18 protein-coding genes and 1 pseudogene are annotated in these 20,401 nt (G+C 61.8%); 10 read left to right on the forward strand and 9 right to left on the reverse strand.

The window, feature by feature from the left end; translation table 11 throughout:
* The first annotated feature begins 14 nt into the window (after positions 1–14).
* Both zigA and ACZ3GY_RS20260 read left to right on the forward strand, forming a co-directional pair.
* Complete coding sequence (zigA, locus tag ACZ3GY_RS20255) at positions 15–1,217, forward strand: zinc metallochaperone GTPase ZigA (protein WP_465911750.1); 1,203 nt, start codon at positions 15–17, stop codon at positions 1,215–1,217.
* A complete protein-coding gene (locus ACZ3GY_RS20260; RefSeq protein WP_463565967.1) occupies positions 1,217–1,861 on the forward strand; it encodes a DUF1826 domain-containing protein in 645 nt (214 codons plus the stop codon). Before zigA ends, ACZ3GY_RS20260 begins: the two co-directional genes overlap by 1 nt.
* A 203-nt stretch (positions 1,862–2,064) precedes the next feature.
* On the opposite strand, the gene ACZ3GY_RS20265 is transcribed toward ACZ3GY_RS20260, so the two are convergent.
* Complete coding sequence (locus tag ACZ3GY_RS20265; protein ID WP_463563073.1) at positions 2,065–2,418, reverse strand: NADH:ubiquinone oxidoreductase; 354 nt, start codon at positions 2,416–2,418, stop codon at positions 2,065–2,067.
* Between the two features lie 99 nt (positions 2,419–2,517).
* Here ACZ3GY_RS20265 and ACZ3GY_RS20270 point away from each other — a divergent pair, with 99 nt between their 5' ends.
* A complete protein-coding gene (locus tag ACZ3GY_RS20270) occupies positions 2,518–3,477 on the forward strand; it encodes a CobW family GTP-binding protein (protein ID WP_465911751.1) in 960 nt (319 codons plus the stop codon).
* Between the two features lie 8 nt (positions 3,478–3,485).
* On the opposite strand, the gene ACZ3GY_RS20275 is transcribed toward ACZ3GY_RS20270, so the two are convergent.
* The 3 genes from ACZ3GY_RS20275 to ACZ3GY_RS20285 all read right to left on the reverse strand — a co-directional run bounded on the left by ACZ3GY_RS20275 (position 3,486) and on the right by ACZ3GY_RS20285 (position 6,369).
* Entirely contained in the window at positions 3,486–3,917 is a 432-nt protein-coding gene (locus tag ACZ3GY_RS20275; protein ID WP_465911752.1) for a DUF3301 domain-containing protein, read from the reverse strand.
* Between the two features lie 86 nt (positions 3,918–4,003).
* Entirely contained in the window at positions 4,004–5,698 is a 1,695-nt protein-coding gene (gene ybaL, locus ACZ3GY_RS20280) for a YbaL family putative K(+) efflux transporter (protein ID WP_465911753.1), read from the reverse strand.
* A gap of 188 nt (positions 5,699–5,886) precedes the next feature.
* Positions 5,887–6,369: an acyl-CoA thioesterase gene (locus ACZ3GY_RS20285; protein ID WP_463563077.1), complete on the reverse strand. Its 483-nt coding sequence runs from the start codon at positions 6,367–6,369 to the stop codon at positions 5,887–5,889.
* Between the two features lie 152 nt (positions 6,370–6,521).
* On the opposite strand from ACZ3GY_RS20285, the gene ACZ3GY_RS20290 reads away from it, so the two are divergent.
* Positions 6,522–7,253 (forward strand): tetratricopeptide repeat protein, encoded by a 732-nt coding sequence (locus ACZ3GY_RS20290; RefSeq protein WP_465911754.1) that lies wholly within the window; start codon positions 6,522–6,524, stop codon positions 7,251–7,253.
* 139 nt (positions 7,254–7,392) lie between these two features.
* Here ACZ3GY_RS20290 and ACZ3GY_RS20295 read toward each other — a convergent pair.
* A pseudogene (locus ACZ3GY_RS20295) lies at positions 7,393–7,608 on the reverse strand (glutamine synthetase family protein); the annotation flags it as partial.
* Between the two features lie 292 nt (positions 7,609–7,900).
* Here ACZ3GY_RS20295 and ACZ3GY_RS20300 point away from each other — a divergent pair.
* On the forward strand, positions 7,901–9,664 hold the full coding sequence (locus ACZ3GY_RS20300) for a cation:proton antiporter (protein WP_465911755.1): 1,764 nt from the start codon (positions 7,901–7,903) through the stop codon (positions 9,662–9,664).
* Between the two features lie 146 nt (positions 9,665–9,810).
* Here the strand turns inward: ACZ3GY_RS20300 and ACZ3GY_RS20305 are convergent, their stop codons facing one another.
* The 4 genes from ACZ3GY_RS20305 to uvrD all read right to left on the reverse strand — a co-directional run bounded on the left by ACZ3GY_RS20305 (position 9,811) and on the right by uvrD (position 15,014).
* Entirely contained in the window at positions 9,811–10,218 is a 408-nt protein-coding gene (locus ACZ3GY_RS20305) for an SMI1/KNR4 family protein (protein ID WP_463563080.1), read from the reverse strand.
* A gap of 289 nt (positions 10,219–10,507) precedes the next feature.
* On the reverse strand, positions 10,508–11,365 hold the full coding sequence (locus ACZ3GY_RS20310; RefSeq protein WP_463563081.1) for a Tim44 domain-containing protein: 858 nt from the start codon (positions 11,363–11,365) through the stop codon (positions 10,508–10,510).
* Between the two features lie 205 nt (positions 11,366–11,570).
* Positions 11,571–12,668 carry a TRAP transporter substrate-binding protein gene (locus ACZ3GY_RS20315; RefSeq protein WP_463563082.1) on the reverse strand — a complete coding sequence of 366 codons (1,098 nt, stop codon included), beginning with the start codon at positions 12,666–12,668 and terminating at the stop codon, positions 11,571–11,573.
* A gap of 144 nt (positions 12,669–12,812) precedes the next feature.
* Complete coding sequence (gene uvrD / locus ACZ3GY_RS20320; protein ID WP_465911756.1) at positions 12,813–15,014, reverse strand: DNA helicase II; 2,202 nt, start codon at positions 15,012–15,014, stop codon at positions 12,813–12,815.
* Between the two features lie 526 nt (positions 15,015–15,540).
* Between uvrD and ACZ3GY_RS20325 the strand changes: the two genes are divergently transcribed.
* From ACZ3GY_RS20325 to ACZ3GY_RS20345, 5 genes are all read left to right on the forward strand, one after another.
* Complete coding sequence (locus ACZ3GY_RS20325) at positions 15,541–16,056, forward strand: MaoC family dehydratase (protein WP_465911757.1); 516 nt, start codon at positions 15,541–15,543, stop codon at positions 16,054–16,056.
* 78 nt (positions 16,057–16,134) lie between these two features.
* Positions 16,135–17,130 carry a TRAP transporter substrate-binding protein DctP gene (dctP, locus tag ACZ3GY_RS20330; RefSeq protein ID WP_465911758.1) on the forward strand — a complete coding sequence of 332 codons (996 nt, stop codon included), beginning with the start codon at positions 16,135–16,137 and terminating at the stop codon, positions 17,128–17,130.
* Positions 17,130–17,705, forward strand: a complete 576-nt coding sequence (locus ACZ3GY_RS20335) for a TRAP transporter small permease (RefSeq protein WP_465911759.1) — start codon at positions 17,130–17,132, stop codon at positions 17,703–17,705. Before dctP ends, ACZ3GY_RS20335 begins: the two co-directional genes overlap by 1 nt.
* Before the next feature lie 9 nt (positions 17,706–17,714).
* Positions 17,715–18,986 carry a TRAP transporter large permease gene (locus ACZ3GY_RS20340; RefSeq protein ID WP_465911760.1) on the forward strand — a complete coding sequence of 424 codons (1,272 nt, stop codon included), beginning with the start codon at positions 17,715–17,717 and terminating at the stop codon, positions 18,984–18,986.
* An 11-nt stretch (positions 18,987–18,997) separates the two neighbouring features.
* A complete protein-coding gene (locus ACZ3GY_RS20345; protein WP_465911761.1) occupies positions 18,998–20,389 on the forward strand; it encodes an MmgE/PrpD family protein in 1,392 nt (463 codons plus the stop codon).
* The last annotated feature ends 12 nt before the right edge of the window (positions 20,390–20,401 follow it).

The following is a 20,401-nucleotide window of genomic DNA, read 5'->3' on the forward strand; positions in this document are numbered from 1 at the left end:
ATGAGGAATCCGAGATGCCCAACCGTCTACCTGTAACCGTGCTGTCCGGCTTTCTTGGCGCCGGCAAGAGCACCCTGCTCAATCATGTGCTGAAGAATCGCGACGGCCTGCGCGTGGCGGTGATCGTCAACGACATGAGTGAAATCAATATCGATGGCAGCGAAGTGCAGCGCGATGTCAGCCTCAACCGCGCCGAAGAGAAGTTGGTGGAGATGAGCAATGGCTGTATCTGCTGCACCCTGCGAGAGGACTTGCTCGAGGAAGTGAGCAAGCTGGCTCGCGATGGCCGTTTCGACTACCTGCTGATCGAGTCCACCGGCATCTCCGAGCCGCTGCCGATCGCCGAAACCTTTACCTTCCGCGATGAACAGGGGCAGAGCCTGGCCGATCTGGCGCGGCTGGATACCCTGGTCACGGTTGTTGACGGAGTGAATTTCCTGCCCGACTTCCAGGCTGCCCAGAGCCTGGCCAGCCGTGGCGAAACCCTTGGCGAGGAAGACGAGCGCTCGATCAGTGACCTGCTGATCGAACAGATCGAGTTCGCCGACGTGCTGCTGATCAGCAAGATCGACCTGATCAGCCTGGCCGAGCGCGAAGAGCTGACTGCCATCCTGCGCGGCCTCAATACCCGCGCCAGGATCCTGCCGATGAGCATGGGCGCGGTGCCGCTGAAGGCGATTCTCGACACCGGCCTGTTCGACTTCGAACGTGCTGCCGAGTCGCCGGGCTGGCTCAAGGAAATGCGCGGCGAGCACGTGGCGGAAACCGAAGAATATGGCATCGCCTCCAGTGCCTATCGGGCGCGCCGGCCGTTCCATCCGCAGCGTTTCTTTGCCTTTCTCAACCGTGAATGGGTCAACGGCCGGCTGCTGCGCTCCAAGGGTTTCTTCTGGCTGGCCAGCAAGTATCAGGAGGCTGGCAGCTGGTCCCAGGCTGGTGGCCTGATGCGCCATGGTCTGGCCGGGCGCTGGTGGCGATTCGTGCCGAAGAACCAGTGGCCCCAGGATGAAGATGACCTCAAGGGCATCATCCGCCAGTGGGACACCGCCAGCGGTGATTGTCGCCAGGAGCTGGTGTTCATCGGCCAGCGCATCGACTTTGCGCTACTTCACTCGGAGCTGGACGGCTGTCTGCTCAGCGATGCGGAGATGGCCGCCGGCACCGAAGCCTGGAGCTTGCTGCCTGACCCGTTCGGCCCTTGGGTGGAGGCGGCATGATGCTCGCGTTCAAACCCCGAGTGATGCCGCAGCAGGTCAGCGGTGAAGGGATCGACGTGCTTGGCGAGGCGTTGCGTGACGAGGTCAATCTGGCGGTCTGGCAGCGCAGCCTGCCGGAGCATCTTTCGGCCTTCGCCAGCACCTTGCTGGCCCAGGGCGAGCCGCTGGCGCAATCGTTGAGCATCGACCTGAGCGACGTCGATGCCGAGCCTGCATTGCCCGGCCTGCTCGCCGAGTACAGCGACATCCCCGGCCAGGCAGCGTTTCTTGCCGACGTGGCCTGGCTGATTCGCGCTTATGCCTTTCTGCTCGACGCCCGCAGCATCGGTTTGCGCTTGCGCGCCCTGGACGGCGCCATGTGCCCGCGTTTCCACGTGGATCGCGTGCCGCTGCGGCTGATCACCAGCTATGCCGGCCCCGGCAGCCAATGGCTGCGCGAAGGCGCGGTATCACGCCAGCACCTCGGTGGGCCCCAGGCGCTGCCAACGGAAAATACTGTGGTCGAGCAGATCGGCTGCGGTCATGTCGCGCTGCTCAAGGGCGAACACTGGATCGGCAACGAAGGCCGAGGCCTGGTGCATCGTTCGCCCGCGTTGCCGGCGGGAGAGCGGCGCTTGTTGCTGACCCTGGACTGGCTGGCCTAAGAACCTGTTCAGGATCCGATGCGTGCCGGCCCTGCTGCGTTAAAGCAGGCTCTAGCTCGGCTAGACCGCGAGCAGGTTTTGAGCGCTGCCAATCTGCGGGCAAAAAAATGCTGCGCCTGGGCGCAGCGACATTGCAGCCGGGCCTGACCGACTGCGAAGAGAGGGTGTATTAACGCCGATAGAGATGACGATTGAGTGACGGCTCAGTAGGCCATCCAAACGCCTTTGCTTTGCTGTTCGCAGAACGGCTTGAGGTAGGCGGCGTCGTTGGCTACCCCGTAGTAGTGAACGTCCTGCTGGTAGGGCGTGCCGCCCACTTTGGCGTTGCGGCAAACGCCAAAGGCGCCGGTGGGGCACTGCTCGACGAAGCTGACGTCGACCTTCTGGCCTTTGAGCTGTGGCTGGCAGAAGCCAGTACGGAACAGGTTTGGCGGGATGCTGCGGTTCTGCTGACAAACCTTGACGTCCAGCCGCTCCGCCTGGCTGTGCACTACACATGCTTCGCCCCAGGCCAGGCCGGAGACACTACAGAACGCAAGCAGCAGCAAACGACGCATCGAACCAACTCCGGAAAATGTTGCGAAACTGTAGGGGTTCCGGCGAGCTTATCGCAAGCTGCGCTTTTCCCTAAGCCTCTAACGCTGCACCATAGCGCCATGTTGAAACAGATACCCACCTACCTGATCGCCGGCCCGCTGGGCGCCGGCAAGACCAGCTTGATCCGTCAGTTGTTGGCGCAGCGGCCTGCGGGTGAACGCTGGGCGGTGCTGATCAATGAGTTCGGGCAGATCGGCCTGGATGCTGCGTTACTGGCCCGTGACGAGGACGGCCTGAGCTTCAGCGAAGTCGCCGGTGGCTGCCTGTGTTGCGTCAATGGCGTGCCCTTTCAGGTCGGCCTGGGTCGTCTACTGCGCAAGGCCAAACCGGATCGGTTGTTCATCGAACCATCTGGGCTGGGTCATCCGCTGAGTCTGCTGGAGCAACTGAGTCAGGCGCCCTGGGAGGGCGTGCTGGCCGTACAGCCGCTGCTGATGGTACTCGACGCCGCCGCTCTGGCTGCCGATCAGCCGCTCGCCGCGAGCCAGCGCGACGTCTTGGCTCACGCTGCGCTGCTGGTGCTGAACAAAAGTGAAGGGTTGGATGACGTCGCGCGTGCTCGCATCGAAAAGCGGTTCCAGCGAACGGTGTGCTGGACGAGCCAGGGCGCATTGCCCTTCGACCGGCTGCCGGTGGCTCCAGTGACAGGCACTGCGGCCTATAGCGGCTCCCCACCGGATGGCCCGTTACCTCCCGTCGCCGTCTGGCGTAGTGCCAAGGAGCCGATCTGTCTGATCCAGGATCAGCCAGAGGGCTGGAGCATAGGCTGGCGCTGGCACCCCAGCCAGTGCTTCGATCTGCTGGCGATCCAGCAGTGGCTGACGCCGTTGCCATGGCGGCGCGCCAAGCTGGTGCTGCAGACCAATGCTGGCTGGCTGTCGGTCAATGCACTGGAGGGGCAGACACTGCACTGGCAGACCAGTGAGTGGCGCAAGGATTCGCGGCTGGAGCTGATCTTCAGCAGCCCCCAGGACGAAGCGTCGCTGCGCGCGGCAATGGCCGCCTGCCGAGTGGATTGAGGGCTGCTTCAATCCCGCGTGGACGGATGATCACGGCGCCATTGCTGCAACTCGATCACCTGACCAGACTGCCTGGGTGCGGGTGCGGGTGCGGGTGCGGGGTTAGGTATCGCCGTCGGAGGCGCACGGAACGGGTACGGATCCAGTTCGATACTGCCCAGGTGCGCGCCGAACATGACGATACGGCCAGCATGGCGCTGTTCGCCAGTGACCGTGAACTCGAAACCGTAGACCCGGGCAAAGCGTCGGTTACCGCGGCCATCACGCACGATGCCGAAACGCTGGAAGGCGACGTTGCCGTCGAGCAGTTCGATATCCAGCTTGCCGCAGTGCTGCTTGACCAATGTCAGCGCACGCTCACGAATGCCGTGGCCATGCCACAACCAGGCGGCAGCAGCGGCCAGCAGAATCAGGATGAATAGGTTGCCGAGGGTCAACATGGTGCATGGGCTCGGGACAGTGAGCGCTCAGCTTACCCGATCCGCCAGGCAATGGCGCTCTGGCGAATCGAGTACAACGAACCATTTTACTGTGCGATCGGTGCCGGTGCCTGCAACCCCAGGCGCTCGAACATCACCCGGGCGATTTCTCGCTCACCCATCACCACCAGGTCGGCGTTGTGTTCGCGCAGGTAATCGACTTCATCGTCGAAGTGAGCGCGAGCAATGATGTCCAGCCCGGCATTCGCCTGACGGCCATGCAGAGCGATCTGCCCGGCTTCCAGACTGTTGGGGATGGCGATCATCAGCCAGCGCGCCTGGGCGACGTTGGCCAGTTCCAGTACGTGGGTGCTGGCGGCGTTGCCGAGCACCACGCTGAAACCTTCCTCGCGCAGTTCCTGGGCGCGGGTACGGTTGTCGTCGATGATCACCAGCGGCACGCCTTCGCCACGCAGGCGTTTGCTGATCCGGCTGCCGACACGGCCGTGACCGATGAGGATGGCGTGGCCGACTTCGCTGATCGGGTGCAGGTCGTTGTCTTCACTGTCCGTTGCGCTGACCTGATCAGCCGGCGTGGTGTGCTCGCGGTGATCCAGCCACGGTTGCAGGCGGTCGATCAACAGGAACAGCAGCGGGTTGCAGAGGATCGACAGGATCGCGCCGGCCAGCACCAGATCGCGGCCCGCTTCCGGCACCAGATTCAGGCCGACGCCCAGGCCGATCAGGATGAACGAGAACTCACCGATCTGTGCCAGGCTCACCGAAATGGTCAGCGCTGTACTCAGCGGCTTGCGGAACGCCAGCACGATGAGCATCGCCGCCAGAGATTTACCGAACACGATGATCAGGAAGGTACCCAGCACCAGCAGTGGCTGCTCGAGCAGGATCGCCGGATTGAACAGCATGCCCACCGACACGAAGAACAGCACCGCGAAGGCATCACGCAGCGGTAGCGAGTCTTCGGCGGCTTTGTGGCTGTATTCCGACTCGTTGAGGATCATCCCGGCGAAGAAGGCGCCAAGGGCGAAGGACACCCCGAACAGCTGCGCCGAGCCGTAGGCGATACCCATGGCGATGGCCAGTACGGCCAGGGTGAACAATTCGCGCGAACCGGTACCGGCACTGCGCTCCAGCAGCCAGGGAATGACCCGGCGCCCGACCACGATCATCAGTGCGATGAAGGCAGTGACCTTGCCGAGGGTGATCAGCAACTGCATGCCGATGCTGCTGGAACCGTCGCCCTGGGGGATGCCGCCGAGCACGCCGGACAGCGCTGGCAGCAGTACCAAGGCCAGCACCATCACCAGGTCTTCGACGATCAGCCAGCCCACGGCGATCTTGCCACGGCGGGTGTCGATCAACTGGCGCTCTTCGAGGGCGCGCAGCAGTACCACAGTACTGGCCACCGACAGTGCCAGGCCGAACACCAGGCCGGCGCCCCAGCCCCAGCCCATCGCCCAGGACAAGCCCATGCCCATCACCGTGGCCACTGCGATCTGCACCACGGCGCCGGGAATGGCGATGTGTTTGACCGACATCAGGTCTTTCAGGGAGAAGTGCAGACCCACGCCAAACATCAGCAGGATCACGCCGATCTCGGAGATTTCGTGGGACAGTTCCTTGTCGGCAACGAATCCGGGTGTGAAGGGGCCGACGATGACGCCAGCGATTAGATAGCCTACCAGTGGCGACAGACGCAGGCGGTTGGCCAGGCTGCCGAACAGGTAGGCCAGCACGAAGCCGGCGGCGATTGTCGCAATCAGGGGGGTGTGGTGAGGCATGCGTTCTCCCTATGAACAGAAGGGCCTGGCATGCCTGCACTGCAGCGGGATACAGCGCAGAACAGCATAGCGGCCAAGGTCGGATTGCCCGACCGTAAAGACCGATATTTTATATTAAAATATTGTTTATAACTAAAGGGTCTTTATACAGGATGTGTCTGCAAGCTGCCTGGGCTCTGTAAGCCGCGTCATGCCTCGCCTTTGAGTGCGCGGTAGCGGCTTTCCAGCTCCTGGCGAATCTCGCGGCGTTGATGGCCCTGTTCGAAACGTCGCTGTTCTTCCGAGGTCTGCGGTTGACGGGGCGGTACTTCGGTGGATTTGCCGTTTTCGTCGACCGCCACCATGGTGAAGAAGCAGCTGTTGGTATGACGCACCGAGCGCTCGCGGATGTTTTCGGTGACTACCTTGATGCCGACTTCCATGGAGGTGCGCCCGGTGTAGTTGACGGAGGCCAGAAAGGTCACCAGCTCGCCGACGTGCACCGGTTCGCGAAACGTGACCTGATCCACCGATAAGGTCACTACGTAGCGACCGGCATAGCGGCTGGCGCAGGCATAGGCCACTTCGTCGAGATACTTGAGCAGTGTGCCGCCGTGTACATTGCCGGAAAAATTGGCCATGTCCGGGGTCATCAGAACGGTCATCGTCAGTTGGGCGTTTCCGGGTTCCATAGTGTCTGGCTCATCAGGTTGAGGGGGCGCGATTGTCCGCGATGCGTCAGGCGCCGGGTGGTCGATTGTGTCTATGTACTCGATTGCTGCAACGTATGTAAGGGCAATTCACTCTCAGAGCCATGCTCCTTATTCACCAACAAGGAAGACACATGAAGCTAACTCTCCTTTCCTGTGCCCTGCTGCCGCTGTTGGCCGCTGCCGCCCAAGCCGCACCGCAGCCCTGCGACAGCATCAGCCTGTGCAACTCGGCCGGTACCGCAGCCTATCAGGCCGGACATTACGATGATGCGGCAGACGCCTTCGAGCGCCAGTTGCGACGCGCCGAACAGGCTGACGACGCTGCCGCCCGCGAGCTGGCGCTGAACAATCTGGTCGTGACCAGTCTGCGTCTCCAGCAGCCGGGCCAGGCAAGGGCCTGGTTGAACCTGGCACTGGACGACGGCATGCAGGGCACGGCCACCCGCCACAACCTGCGTTCGGTGTCTGCCGCGCTAAATTACCAGGCCCTCGGCGCCAGCCTGGAGGGGCGCTATCTGCGCTATGCCGGAGCAGCGGTATGGAGCAGCCTGGACATCACCCGCCAGCCGGACGGCAGCTACCGTGCATCCTTCTCCCCGCTGCGTGCGGGCGGCAAGGTCGAAGAGTACGGCCCTGCTGCCATCGGTAATCTGCAGGGCGCGTTGCAAGGCGAGAAAGCCTATTTCCTGCTGACCGCAGCCGATCTGCCTAGGGGCTGCGCCGTGGAGCTGTTTCACGAAGGGCTGGATATGCGCGTACTGGAAGTCTTCGACCCGCAGTGCCAGCAATACGGCGGCGCCGGTATCAGCGTTGCCGGCGAATACCTGAAGGTCAGTGCCGACCCGCAGCAGCAAGAGCGCTGATCAGGCACTGCCTGGAATGTCTGCACATGTAGTCAAGGTTGAGCGCAGCTGGCTTTTCGGCGAACGATACTCGCCGCACCAGCATGGTTAGTACCGCCGCCTTCGCCAGCAAGCCGGCCCCTGCAGGGTCGTCTCGACGTCATGCGTGATTCAGATACCAGCGCCAATCCTGTTCGCCGACTTTGGCCATGCAATGGCGATATTCGTTCTGCTTGATCGCCGGGAACACCTTGAGGAAGTCCGCCCCCAGTGTGTTCTTCCCCATTGAGGCTGCTCCAGAGCGCACGGGGCGCCGAGCCAGTCGGCGGGCAGCATCTCTGGCCTGTGCATAACCGTTGCCGATAATGGCCCCGGGTCGATCTTCTGGCTGATTTCATGCTGGCGGATGTCCGCGAAGATCGCCGTGGTGACCTGCAAACGGCGTCGGGCGTCTTTTTGCGGCACCTGTGCAACCGTTTACGGCGTGCACTTGGTGGCAAATTGTTCTGAGTATTGCTGCGTCGCGCGAGTACGGCTCGGATGTTAATCTGCAGTCAAAGTGGCCCAGCAACGGGTCAATAACCCCATTCTTCAGCAGGCTCACGTGAGCCATCGAGCAGCCGCCCGAGCTCGCTTGTGCCTGCCCCAAAACAAGGAGCCGTTTCCTCATGCATGCCATCAGCTTCATCCAGGATCTAGCGGTGATCATGCTGGTGGCCGGCGTGGTCACCGTGCTGTTCCACCGCTTCAAGCAGCCAGTGGTTCTCGGTTATATCCTCGCCGGCTTCCTGATCGGCCCGCACACACCGCCGTTCGGCCTGATCCATGATGAAGAGACCATCCGCACCCTCGCCGAGCTGGGGGTGATCTTCCTGATGTTCTGCCTGGGGCTGGAGTTCAGCCTGCGCAAGCTGTTCAACGTCGGCGCCACGGCCTTCATCGCGGCGTTTCTGGAAATCATCCTGATGATCTGGATCGGTTTCGAGATTGGCCGCTATTTCGAATGGAGCACCATGGATTCGCTGTTCCTCGGCGCGATCCTGGCGATTTCTTCGACGACCATCATTATCAAGGCGCTCGGCGACCTGAAGATGAAGAACGAGCGCTTCGCACAGTTGATCTTCGGGGTGCTGATCGTCGAGGACATTCTCGGTATCGGCATCATCGCGCTGCTGTCCGGTATCGCCCTGAGCGGTAGCGTGGAAACCGGCGAGGTGTTCGCCACCGTTGGCAAGCTGTCGCTGTTCATGATCGTCGCCCTGGTCATCGGCATCATTCTGGTGCCGCGCATCCTCGCTTATGTGGCCAAGTTCGAAAGCAACGAGATGCTACTGGTGGCGGTGTTGGGCATGTGCTTTGGCTTCTGCCTGCTGGTGGTCAAGCTGGAATACAGCATGGTGCTGGGTGCCTTCCTGATCGGTGCGATCATGGCCGAGTCGCGCCAACTGGTGCAGATCGAGCGTCTGATCGAGCCGGTGCGTGACATGTTCAGCGCGATTTTCTTCGTTGCCATCGGCCTGCTGCTCGATCCCAACGTGCTGGTCGAATACGCCTGGCCGATCGCGGTGATCACTGTGGCCGTGATCGTCGGCAAGGTGTTCTCGTGCAGCATCGGCTCCTTCATCGCCGGTAACGACGGGCGCACCTCGCTACGCGTCGGCATGGGCCTGTCGCAGATCGGCGAGTTCTCTTTCATCATCGCCACCCTGGGCATGACCTTGCAGGTGACCAGCGACTTCCTCTACCCGGTAGCGGTTGCCGTATCGGTGATCACCACCCTGACCACGCCATACCTGATCCGCTCGGCCGATCCGCTGGCGGTGAGTCTTGGCAAGGTTATGCCGCAGCGCGTGTCGCGGGTGTTCTCGCTGTACGGCGAATGGCTGCGCAGCATCCAGCCGCAAGGCCAGGGCGCGATCCTGGCGGGGATGATCCGCAAGATCGTTATGCAGGTGCTGGTCAACCTGGCTTTCGTGGTGGCGATCTTCCTGGGAATCGCCTTCTTCGCCACGCAGTTCGGTGCCTGGCTGGCCCAGTGGCTGGATCAGGAGAACCTGCGCAAGGCGGTGATCTGGGGTACGGCCTTGCTGTTGTCGTTGCCGTGCCTGATTGCGGCGTACCGCAAGATCAAGGCGCTCTCCATGCTGCTCGCCGAGATGAGTGTGCGCCAGGAGAAGGCCGGTCGTCATACGGCGCGGGTGCGCAAGGTGATTTCCGAGGTCATTCCGCTGCTATCACTGGTCGGCATCATGCTGCTGCTGACGGCGCTGTCGTCGAGCATCCTGCCGTCCAATGACATGCTGCTGCTGGTCGGCGTCGTTGCCGCTGGTGTGGTGGCCGTGCTGTGGCGCTGGTTCATCCGCGTACACACACGCCTGCAGATCGCCCTGTTCGAAACGCTCGACAAGCCCGAGACACCCGGGCATCACTGAAACGACAAGGGCGCCAGATAGGCGCCCTTCTTGTATGTAAACCCGTAGCCTGGCGTTGAGCGAAGCGATACCCAGGGCTGTATTCCCCGCGTGTCGCAACGCTCAGCACGGGCTACGAAAGCAGCCGCTGCGCCCTAGGGGAATGATCATTCCTCCAGCCAGACTTCACGTACCCAGTGCCAGACCGAGTCCCAGCTGTCGTCGGTGAGGTCTTCTTCTTCGCCGTCCCACAGCAGCACGGTGCCGTCCTGCTCGACGCAGTAGTAGTTGCCCTGATCTTCGCAGATCGGCACCAGTTCTCGGGATACACCCAGCGACCAGGCAACCGAGGCCACTTCTGGCAGGTAGGTGTGCGACTGCGGGTCGGTGGCCGTGACCGGCTCCAGGCGGCCGTAGACCACATCGCTGACCTTGAGCAGGAATTCGCGCAGCTCGAACGGCAAGTTGATGAGGATCTGCTCCTCAATCTCCACGAGCAGTTCTTCTTCCGGCAGTTCCAGCGGTACCGGTACCGGTTCGTTCAGTTCACGCAGTTGTTCGATGACTTCTTCCACGGGCGGCTCCAGTAGAGGTCGGCGATTCTCATCAGGTTTTGGAAAGCACAAAACAGACGAGCGCTAGGTCAGCTGCCGTCTGGTTTGATATTTCTGTAATAGCGCAGCTTTTTACGCTGAATGGAAAATAGTCACAAGCCGCAAAAAGGCAAAATGCCATGTTGGTTGCGATATGACCATTCCATAGGTCTCGGTGCGAATGACCGAGAGATGCAGCACAGGTTCCAAAAGTTCAGGCCCGGAAAACACAAAACCCGGGCAAGCCCGGGTTTTGTCATCACGCGTGGGATCAGCCGTTTTGGCGGATACCGGCAACCAGCCAGGGCTGGTTGTCGCCCGTCGGGCGCTCGAGGCGCCAGCTTTCGCTGAACACTTCGCCCTGGTCGAAGCGCGAGGTCTTCGATACACCGCTGAAGGTCAGGGTGGCGATGGTCTTGTCGGCGTGGTCGTCGACACCGTCCAACTGCACGTCGAGGTTGTCGATGTAGGTGGACTGGAAGCCCTCACCCAGATCGGCGCGCTCGCGCTTGAGGAACTCCAGCAGTTGCGGGGTCACGAACTCGGCGATCTTGTCCATCTCGTTCGCGTCCCAGTGCTGCTGCAGGCTCAGGAAGTGCTCGCGACCAGCATTGATGAAGCTCTGCTCATTGAACCAGGCAGGTGCGTTGATCACCGGTTTGATCGCAGCAGCGCTGCTGCCACCGAAGATCGACTGCTGTGCGGGTTGCGGCTGGCCATGGGCTTCACGCTGGAAGGGAGCACCACCGGCGGCTGCGACGTTCGGCTGCTGCTTCTGGCGACGAGCGGCCAGGAAGCGGAACAGCAGGAAGGCGATCAGGCCGAAGATCAGCATGTCCATGATCTGCAGGCCTTCGAAGCCATCACCCATGAACATCGAAGCCAGCAGACCACCGGCGGCCAGGCCGGCCAGTGGGCCGAGCCAGCGCGAAGCACCGCTGGCGGCGGCAGGAGTACGGCCAGGCGCAGCGGCGTTGGCGTTAGGCTGGGAAGGAGGTGTGGCCTGACGGGTCTGGTGGCTCGGTGCGGAGCCAAAGGATTTTCCGCCGCCCATACGCTTGGCGTCGGCAGTCAAACTGAAGGACAGGCCCAGACAAACTACCAGGGCGATACTGAGGAAACGCTGCATTATCGGTTTTCTCTTGGTTATTGAAACACTGACGGGCATCTTGCCCGTGGCCGGTCGGCATGACCAGCAACAGAATGTTTCGAGCTTTTGCCCAACGCAACGGCTGGCGCTGTTTAGTCGTGTACTTGGGGTGGACGTAAAACGGAACCCGAGGGTTCCGTTTTATTAACGGCTACTGTCGATCCCTATTCGGGTCGACGGGTGCTTAGCGCCAGTTGTACAGCTCTTGTTCGGTCACTGCGCTCATCGGCGTGACTTCATCCTGGAAGGTCTTCATGGATTTCCAGATGCGGCCGTTGAGTTCGTTCTGGCCTGCGAGCTCTTCCAGAACCACCTGAGATTCACGCTTCATGGCGTCCAGCACTTCGTCGGGGAAGCGCTTGATCGGCACGCCCTGCTCTTTGAGCTGGGCCAGGGATTTGGCATTGTTGAAGATATAGTCGTCCATCATGTCCAGGGTCGCCGCACGGGCGGCCTCTACTACAATGGCTTGCAGGTCGGCAGGCAGGCTGTCGAAGGCCTTCTGGTTGACCATCGACTCGACCACCGCCTGTGGCTCCTGCCAGCCCGGGAAGTAGTAGTACTTGGCGGCTTTATGCAGACCGAAGGCAAGGTCGTTGTACGGGCTCACCCAGTCGGTAGCATCGATGGCGCGGGTTTGCAGGGCGGTGAAAATCTCCCCGCCAGGCAGGTTGACGGTGATCGCGCCGAGCTTGCTCCACACTTCGCCGCCCAGGCCTGGCATGCGAATCTTCAGGCCTTTGACGTCTTCCAGGGAGTTGATTTCCTTGTTGTACCAGCCGCCCATCTGCATGGTGGTGTTACCCGCCGACAGCGGTTTCACGCCGTAGGGCGCATAGGTCTCGTCCCACAGGGCCTGACCGCCACCCTTGCTCAGCCAGGCGTTCATTTCCAGGGTCGACAGGCCGAACGGCACCGAGGTGAAGAACTGTGCGGCCGGAACCTTGCCTTTCCAGTAGTAAGGCGTGCCGTGGCCCATTTCTGCAGTACCACGCGACACTGCATCGAACACTTCCAGCGCCGGTACCAGCTCACCAGCAGCGTAGACCTTGACGGTCAGCCGCCCGGCGCTCATGGCATTGATGCGTTCGGCCAGACGTTCGGCGGCAGTGCCCAGGCCCGGGTAGTTCTTCGGCCAGGAGGTGACCATCTTCCAGTGAAAGGTTTCCGCTTTTACAGGGGTGGCGCTTTGCTGGGCAGCAGGGGTTTCTTCCTTGCAGCCGGCCAAGCCGATGGCAGCGAGCAGCGCCACAGCGGCGCCGAACAGGTTACGGCGGTTCATCGTGATCTCCCTTAGGGGTGTTGAGCAGCGTGCCCAGGTTACTTTTATTATTGGCCGTCGGCTTGAAGCGCTCGATGCCCGTTGGTTTAACAAATTCTTATCAGCGCAGCAGGGGCGAGGCGCAGCCAGCTTTGAGCTGGCGCCTCAAAGTGCTTCCAGCTTGGCGTAGGCCAGCATCAGCCACTTGCTGCCCTCGTTTTCGAAATTCACCTGTACGCGTGCCTGCGGGCCGGAGCCCTCGAAATTGAGGATGGTGCCTTCACCGAACAGTGAATGCTGCACGCGTTGGCCAAGGTTGAACGGGGTGTCCGGCACGGCGCTGCCAGCGAACAGGCTGCTGCCGCTCATGCTGCGGCTGCCACTGCCGTAAGGTCGGCTGACGCTATTGGACAGGCGCACTTCCTGGAGCAGGTGCGGGGGAACCTCGCGCACGAAACGCGACACCTTGTTGTAGGTCTCGTTGCCGTACAGGCGGCGGGTTTCCGCGTAGCTGATCACCAGGTTGTGCATCGCCCGGGTGATCCCGACGTAAGCCAGACGCCGTTCCTCTTCCAGACGGCCGGGTTCTTCCAGGCTCATCTTGTGCGGGAACAGGCCTTCTTCCATGCCGACCAGGAACACCCGTGGGAACTCCAGGCCCTTGGCGCTGTGCAGGGTCATCAACTGGATGCTGTCTTCGTTTTCGGCGGCTTGGGTGTCGCCGGCTTCCAGCGAGGCGTGGCCGAGGAATGCGGCCAGCGGTGTCTGCTCTTCGTCGCCGTCTTCACCCTCGTAAGAGTCGAAAGCGCGTGCAGCAGAGACCAGCTCCTCGAGGTTTTCCACCCGTGCCTGGGCCTTCTCGCCCTTCTCGTCGCGGTGATAGGCGAGCAGGCCGGACTGTTCGATGACCAGCTGCGCCATGCTGTGCAACGACATCCCTTCGACCTTCAGGGCCAAGGTGTCGACCAGCTCGACGAAGGCATTCAGGGCGCTGGCGGCACGCCCACTGACGACCTTGGTGCCGACAGCTTCATGCAGTGCGGCCCACATCGACAGCTCGTTGGCCCGCGCGAACTGGCGCAGGGTTTCCACCGTCTTCTCGCCAATGCCACGGGCCGGTACGTTGATCACCCGCTCTAGTGCCGCGTCGTTGCCGCGCTGGTGGATCAGGCGCAGGTAGGCCATGGCGTTCTTGATTTCGGCGCGTTCGAAGAAGCGCTGGCCACCGTAGATGCGGTAGGGAATCTTCTCGCGCAGCAGCGCCTCTTCCAGCACCCGCGACTGGGCGTTGGAGCGATAGAGAATGGCGATATCGCTGCGCTTGAGGCCTTCCTTGCGCAGGGCATCCTCGATGGTTTCGACCACGTAGCGAGCTTCGTCGTGCTCGTTAAAGGCGGCGTACAGGCTGATCAGTTCGCCGTCACCGACGTCGGTGCGCAATTCCTTGCCCAGGCGTCCCTGGTTGTTGGCGATCAGCGCATTGGCGGCGTTGAGGATATTCGCCGTGGAGCGGTAGTTCTGCTCCAGGCGGATGATCTCGGCCCCGGAAAAATCACTGTCGAACTGCTGAATATTCTCGATCTTCGCCCCGCGCCAGCCGTAGATCGACTGGTCGTCGTCGCCCACCACCATGAGGCTTTCGCCGCCCTTGGCGAGAAAGCGCAGCCAGGCGTACTGAACGGCGTTGGTGTCCTGGAACTCGTCCACCAGAATATGCCGGAAGCGCCGATGGTAATGCTCCAGCAGACCGGGGTTGTTGCGCCACAGATCGAGAGCGCGTAACAGCAGCTCGGCGAAATCGATGACCCCGGCGCGCGCGCAGGCCGCCTCGTAGGCTTCATAGATGCTGCGCATGGTGGCCAGGAACAGGTCGCCGCTGGCCTGAATGCCCTGTGGGCGAATGCCTTCATCCTTTTGCCCGTTGATGAACCACTGCGCCTGTTTGGCCGGCCAGCGTTGCTCATCCAGGCCCAGCTCGCGGATCACCCGTTTGACCAGACGCTGCTGGTCGTCGGAGTCGAGGATCTGGAAGTTCTCGGCCAGGTTGGCCTCGCGCCAATGCGCGCGCAACAGGCGGTGTGCCAGGCCGTGGAAGGTACCCACCCACATGCCGGCCGGGCTCTGCCCAAGCACGTCTTCGATGCGATGACGCATCTCGGCGGCGGCCTTGTTGGTGAAAGTCACCGACAGGATGCTGTGGGGCGAGACGTCCAGCCGCTGGATCAGGAACGCGATGCGATGCACCAGCACGCGCGTCTTGCCGGAGCCGGCACCGGCCAGCACCAACTGATGACCAGGCGGTGTGGTAACCGCGTGGTGCTGGGCTGGGTTGAGGGAGGTGAGTCGCTGATCGAGGTCATTTTGCATCGCGGCATTCTAGGGAGGTAGACACGCCATCACAAGCGCTCTTGGCCGGATGGAGCGCGGCTTTGAGGGATGATCTGCAGGCCAGCTGGTTAACCTTCCGCGATCGCCAGGAGCGCTTGTTGTAGCAACTCCACCTACCCAGCCAGAGCCTGTATTACAGCCAGCTTTAAGGCCGGTGGTGACCAGCAGAGCCATAACCTTTTTCCAACCCCCTTTCCTAATGGCTCTGCCTCATGCTCGTCCTGATCATGGCCGCTGCCGTATCTGCCCCCAATGATCAGCAATCAAAGGCTTTATGGCGTTGTGCAGACCTCGCAATACACCAGCCGACGAACGGTATTTCACGACTGAAGCGCCCTGCGTAGAGCTTGCTCTTCTGACTCCGAGCATCCTGAAACACCCATTTTCCCTGCGATTGGCTAACGGCGGCTTGGCAAGAAAGTTTTTCGTCTCCTATCCTGTTGTCCGGACAACCTGATAACTACGGCGATCATAGATCGTCGAACAAAAAGAAGGAGTTCCATCCATGAGCGTCAAGCAAATTGGCGAGCAGCGTTACCGTGGACAGATTGGTCGCTATTTCGAGGATTTCGAGATCGGCGATGTCTATGAGCACCGCCCTGGTCGCACCATCACCGAGACCGACAATATCCAGTTTTCCCTGCTGACCATGAACCTACATCCGATGCACTGCGATGCGGCTTATGCGGCGAAGAGCGAGTTCGGCAAACCGTTGATCAACAGCGGTCTGACCGTGGCTATCGTGCTCGGCATGACAGTGCCGGATGTCAGCGGCAAGGCCATCGCTAACCTCGGCTGGACCGATATCAAGCTGACGGCACCCGTTTTTCCCGGCGACACCATCTACGCCACCTCCGAGCTGCTCGACAAGCGTGAATCCAAGTCGCGTCCCAACCAGGGAATCATCACCGTGAAGACCACCGGCACCAAGGCCGACGGTACGGTGTTCATGAGCTTCGAGCGCAAGGTGCTGATTCAGAAGAGAGAGGGCAACACCCTCGATGAAGCCGCGGGTTACTGACCTGCCGCGACTCTGATTCCCTCCCATCGCTAACGCTGTACTGCCGTTCCTCTACAACAAAAAATACGAGGAAATACCATGTCCATGCTAAAGCGCGTCATCGCGGTATCCGCCGCAGCCTGCACCCTGGCGGTCTTCGCTCCGGCCGCTCTGGCCGAAGAGCTGGTGCTGCCCAACGAGGTGGCTGCCAGCCACTGGAAGACCGGCTACATGAACCAGTTCGCCGAGCTGGTGGACAAGCGCACCAATGGCGAGATCGACGTCAAGGTCTTCCCCGCCTCCCAGCTGTACAACGATCAGGACGCTTTGGCTGCGCTCGGTACCGGTGCGGTGCAGATGGTCTGGCCGGTTTCGGTGCGTATCGAGACCATCGACCCGCGCCTGGGCGCCATTAATCTGCCGTTTACCCTGACCGACAAGCTGATGACCAATCAGTGCTACGCCAAGGGGCTGACCGAGCTGATGTCGTCTTATGTCGAGCCGCGCAATCTGAAAATTCTCGGTTTGCTGCGTGCCGCCGACCTGTTCTTCATCATGAGCAAGCGTGATGTGAAGCAGATGGCTGACTTCAAGGGCTCGAAGATCCGGGTTATTGGTGGCCGGGTGTTCCTCGACACCATCCGCGGCTTGCAGGCCAGCCCGATCTCGATGCCTGCCTCGGAGATGAGTACGGCACTCGGCCAGGGCGCTATCGATGGTGTGTTCACCTCAGCCGGAGGCTGGGCCGAGATGATCGGGCAGACTGGCAAGCACGCCTACTACGTGCCGAATTTCTCGCTGACCACCTATGCCGTGGTCGTCGACAAGGTCTGGTTCGATGCCCTCGCCAAGACCGAGCAGGATGCCGTCACCAGCAGCATGGACGAGATCACCGCCAAGCAATGGCAAGAGGTAGTGGTCGAGGATCAGAAGCTGATCGACAAGATGGTGGCGGGCGGTGCGACCTTCACCCAGACCACTGCGCAGGAAGCTGTGGGCTACGAGAAGATTGCCGAGAAGAACAAGAAGCTCTTCGCCGATGAGTATCCCGACGTGTTGCCGGCCATGGATGCGATCGAGAAGAGGTGTCTGTGATGGCCGTGCAGACCATGAAAACCACCCCAAGACCCGTGGACGACAGACGTACGCCCGTGCGCCGCAACCTGTGGATGCTGTTCGAGCGCAAGGTGCTGCTCAACGTGGCTACCGTGATGTTCCTGGTGGCCACCGCGATCATGCTGTTTGAGGGTGTCTCCCGGGCCGCCTTCGACAGCAGCTCGTTCTGGGCGGAGGAAGGGGTGCGCTACCTGATGATCTGGGCATTCTTTCTGACCCTCGGCGTGGCCGGCAATGCTGGTCATCACATCCGCACCGAACTGCTGGTCGAGCGCCTGGGGCCACGCCTGAAGACCTTCTGCCATGTGATGTCGAGCCTGGTCGGTGTGGCCTTCTGCGGCTTGTTGTTCTACGCCTCGCTACCACAGGTTCATCGCTACTACACGATGGGCATGATGACCGAGTCGAACCTCGATCTGCCGCTCTGGGTACTGTTTCTGGTCATGCCACTGGGTGCCCTGCTGTTCCTTACCTATTACCTGCGCTGCTTGGTACTTGCTCTCAAGGGCGAGGATCCGTTCGGTAATGGTGAGATCACCGGCTCACAGCTCTAGGAGGCCGCCATGCTGATGCTCACTGCTCTGCTGGTCATGCTGGCATTCCTTGCCATTGGTACCCACGTGGCGGTTGCCTTAGGGCTGGTCACTACCGGGCTGATCCTGTTCGTCGCCGGCGTACCGACCACGGTGATCGCGCAGACCGCGTTCAAGTCCATCAACAGCTACCCGCTGATGGCCATTCCGATGTTCGTGCTGGCCGGCAACCTGATGATGCGCGGCAACATCGCTGAGCTGCTGATTCAACTGGTCGGCAGTGTAGTGCAGGCGGTGCGTGGCGGCCTGGCGCTGACCGCGATGATCGCCAGCGTATTCTTCGCCGCGGTATCTGGCTCCAGTGTCGGCTCGGCCGCCGCCATCGGTGCATCCACCGTGGGTGGCCTGACCAAGGAAAACTATCCGCCGCGCTTCTCCGCCGCCATCGTTGCCGTGGGTGGCACGCTCGGCCTGATGATTCCGCCATCCCTGGGCTTCATTCTGATCGGCTCGATCGTCGGCTTGCCGGTGGATCAGCTGTTCATCGCCGGCGTATTGCCGGGGCTGATGGAGGCCTGCTTGCTGATGGTCGCGGTGATGTTCTTCTCGCGCCGCAACGGTTATGGCGCCAAGGTACAGCGCGCCGACTGGCGAGCGTTCAGCCGCAAGCTACCAGGGGCCGGCGCGGCGCTGATGATGCCGGTGCTGATCCTCGGCAGCATCTACACCGGCTACCTGACGCCCACCGAAGTATCGGCTTTCGCGGCTGCCTATGCGGCGATTCTCTGCCTGTTGGTGTACCGCAGTGTGAGCCTGGGTGGTGTCTGGGACGTGGCCCGTGACTCGCTGCTGCAGACCACCATGATCTTCGCCGTGGTGATGGGCGGCAGCCTGGTCGGCTTCGCCCTGGCCCGCATGGGCGTTTCGGCCAGCCTGGTCGCCGCGGTTGGAGCCATGGATCTGAGCCCCTGGCAGTTTCTGATTCTGGTCAACATCGTGCTGTTGATTCTCGGCATGTTTCTCGATGGTATCGCGCTGATCGTGCTCACTGCACCACTGCTGTTTCCCATCGCCACACACCTGGGCATCAACCCGATCCACTTCGCCGTGATCATGGTCGCCAACGTCGAGATCGCCACACTGACGCCGCCCATCGGTCTCAATCTGTTCGTCATGGCGGGTATTTCCAAGCAGCCGGTACATGAGGTCGCCCGTGGCGTGGCGCCTTTCTATGGCGTGCGTCTGCTGGGCCTGATGCTGATTACCTTCATTCCGGCGATCTCGCTGTCGCTGGTCAACTGAGGACAACAACAATGACGGCCTCTACTGCTACTCCCATCGCCGTGACGCTCGGCAGCTTTGCCGAAGAGCTGCACTATGACGCCATTCCCGAAGTGGCCCGAGAGCGCGCCAAGCACCTTATCCTCGATGCCGTGGGTATCGCCCTGGCCTCGACCCGCTACGAGTTCGCCCAGCGCACGCTGTCCGCTGCTCGCGAGCTGGGCGAGGGCGACAGCGACGTGATCGGCCTCGGCGCCAAGCTGTCGCTGCGTGATGCCATGCTGCTCAATGCGGTGCTGGTGCATGGCCTGGATTACGACGACACCCACGGTCGCGGGGTGATTCACGCCACGGCCAGTTGTTTCCCGGCCGCCCTGGGCATCGCCGCGAAGTACGGTACCAGTGGTCGCGATCTGCTCACCGCCTACATCCTCGGCATGGAAGTGGCGACTCGCCTTGGCGCAGTGGCCAAGGGCGGCTTCCACCAGGTCGGCTTTCACCCCACCGGGCTGATCGGCGCCTTCGGCTGTGCGCTGGTCGCCGGCAAGCTGCAGAGCCAGACCGCTGCACAACTGGCGATGACTCAGGGCATCGTGCTCAGCACCGCCTCGGGCAGCCTGGAGTTTCTTGAGGACGGTGCTTGGACCAAGCGCATGCACCCGGGGTGGGCCGGCGTTGCCGGGCTGACTGCGGCGACCCTGGCGCGGCATGGCTTTACCGGGCCGAATGCGGTCTACGAAGGGCGCTTCGGCCTGTTCAAGAGCCACTTGGGCGAGCGCGAAGCCGAATGCGATTACGCCCTGGCAACCGATAGCCTGGGCAGCACCTGGGAAGTCGGCGAGGTGGCGGTCAAGCCGGTACCGGCCTGCCACTTTACCCATGCGGTGGCCGACGCGGCGGTAACCCTCCACGGCCAGGGCGTGCGGGTCGAGGACATTGTCCGCGTCACTGCCCTGGTGCCGAAGGAAACCGTGGGCATCGTCTGCGAGCCACAGGCCAGTAAGCGCAAACCGGCGAGCAGCTACGAAGCGCAGTTCAGCGTGCCCTATGCCGTGGCCAGCGGATTGTTGCGCGGACGCTTCGGCCTGGCTGATCTCGAGCCCGCCGCCTTTGGCGATCCGGCCGCCCTGGCGCTGATGGAGAAGATCCACTACGAGGTCGACCCTGATTCCGGCTTCCCCCGCCATTACTCCGGCGAGGTGATCGTCACCCTGCGCGACGGTTGCGAGCTGCGCCACCGCGAAGCGATCAACCGCGGCGCTGCCGACCGACCGCTGTCCAGCGCAGACATCATCGCCAAGTACCGAGAGAACGCCCATACCGCCGTGGCGCCACAACGCGCCCAGGCGATTCTCGACGCGGTGCTCAACCTTGATAGCGGCAGCGCCCGGGAACTGTCCCGCGCGCTCGCCGCCGCTGCCTGACTTTCATACAAG

Source organism: Pseudomonas sp. PME37.24/006 (assembly GCF_055556635.1).

Coding starts and splice junctions, on each gene's coding strand:
- uvrD (WP_465911756.1), bottom strand. CDS start 15,014: ATGCAAAATGACCTCGATCAGCGACTCACCTCCCTCAACCCAGCCCAG.
- zigA (WP_465911750.1), top strand. CDS start 15: ATGCCCAACCGTCTACCTGTAACCGTGCTGTCCGGCTTTCTTGGCGCC.
- ACZ3GY_RS20275 (WP_465911752.1), bottom strand. CDS start 3,917: ATGTTGACCCTCGGCAACCTATTCATCCTGATTCTGCTGGCCGCTGCT.
- ACZ3GY_RS20315 (WP_463563082.1), bottom strand. CDS start 12,668: ATGAACCGCCGTAACCTGTTCGGCGCCGCTGTGGCGCTGCTCGCTGCC.
- ACZ3GY_RS20335 (WP_465911759.1), top strand. CDS start 17,130: ATGGCCGTGCAGACCATGAAAACCACCCCAAGACCCGTGGACGACAGA.
- ACZ3GY_RS20325 (WP_465911757.1), top strand. CDS start 15,541: ATGAGCGTCAAGCAAATTGGCGAGCAGCGTTACCGTGGACAGATTGGT.
- ACZ3GY_RS20285 (WP_463563077.1), bottom strand. CDS start 6,369: ATGGAACCCGGAAACGCCCAACTGACGATGACCGTTCTGATGACCCCG.
- ACZ3GY_RS20310 (WP_463563081.1), bottom strand. CDS start 11,365: ATGCAGCGTTTCCTCAGTATCGCCCTGGTAGTTTGTCTGGGCCTGTCC.
- ACZ3GY_RS20270 (WP_465911751.1), top strand. CDS start 2,518: ATGTTGAAACAGATACCCACCTACCTGATCGCCGGCCCGCTGGGCGCC.
- ACZ3GY_RS20345 (WP_465911761.1), top strand. CDS start 18,998: ATGACGGCCTCTACTGCTACTCCCATCGCCGTGACGCTCGGCAGCTTT.
- ACZ3GY_RS20340 (WP_465911760.1), top strand. CDS start 17,715: ATGCTGATGCTCACTGCTCTGCTGGTCATGCTGGCATTCCTTGCCATT.
- ybaL (WP_465911753.1), bottom strand. CDS start 5,698: ATGCCTCACCACACCCCCCTGATTGCGACAATCGCCGCCGGCTTCGTG.
- ACZ3GY_RS20265 (WP_463563073.1), bottom strand. CDS start 2,418: ATGCGTCGTTTGCTGCTGCTTGCGTTCTGTAGTGTCTCCGGCCTGGCC.
- ACZ3GY_RS20260 (WP_463565967.1), top strand. CDS start 1,217: ATGCTCGCGTTCAAACCCCGAGTGATGCCGCAGCAGGTCAGCGGTGAA.
- ACZ3GY_RS20290 (WP_465911754.1), top strand. CDS start 6,522: ATGAAGCTAACTCTCCTTTCCTGTGCCCTGCTGCCGCTGTTGGCCGCT.
- dctP (WP_465911758.1), top strand. CDS start 16,135: ATGTCCATGCTAAAGCGCGTCATCGCGGTATCCGCCGCAGCCTGCACC.
- ACZ3GY_RS20300 (WP_465911755.1), top strand. CDS start 7,901: ATGCATGCCATCAGCTTCATCCAGGATCTAGCGGTGATCATGCTGGTG.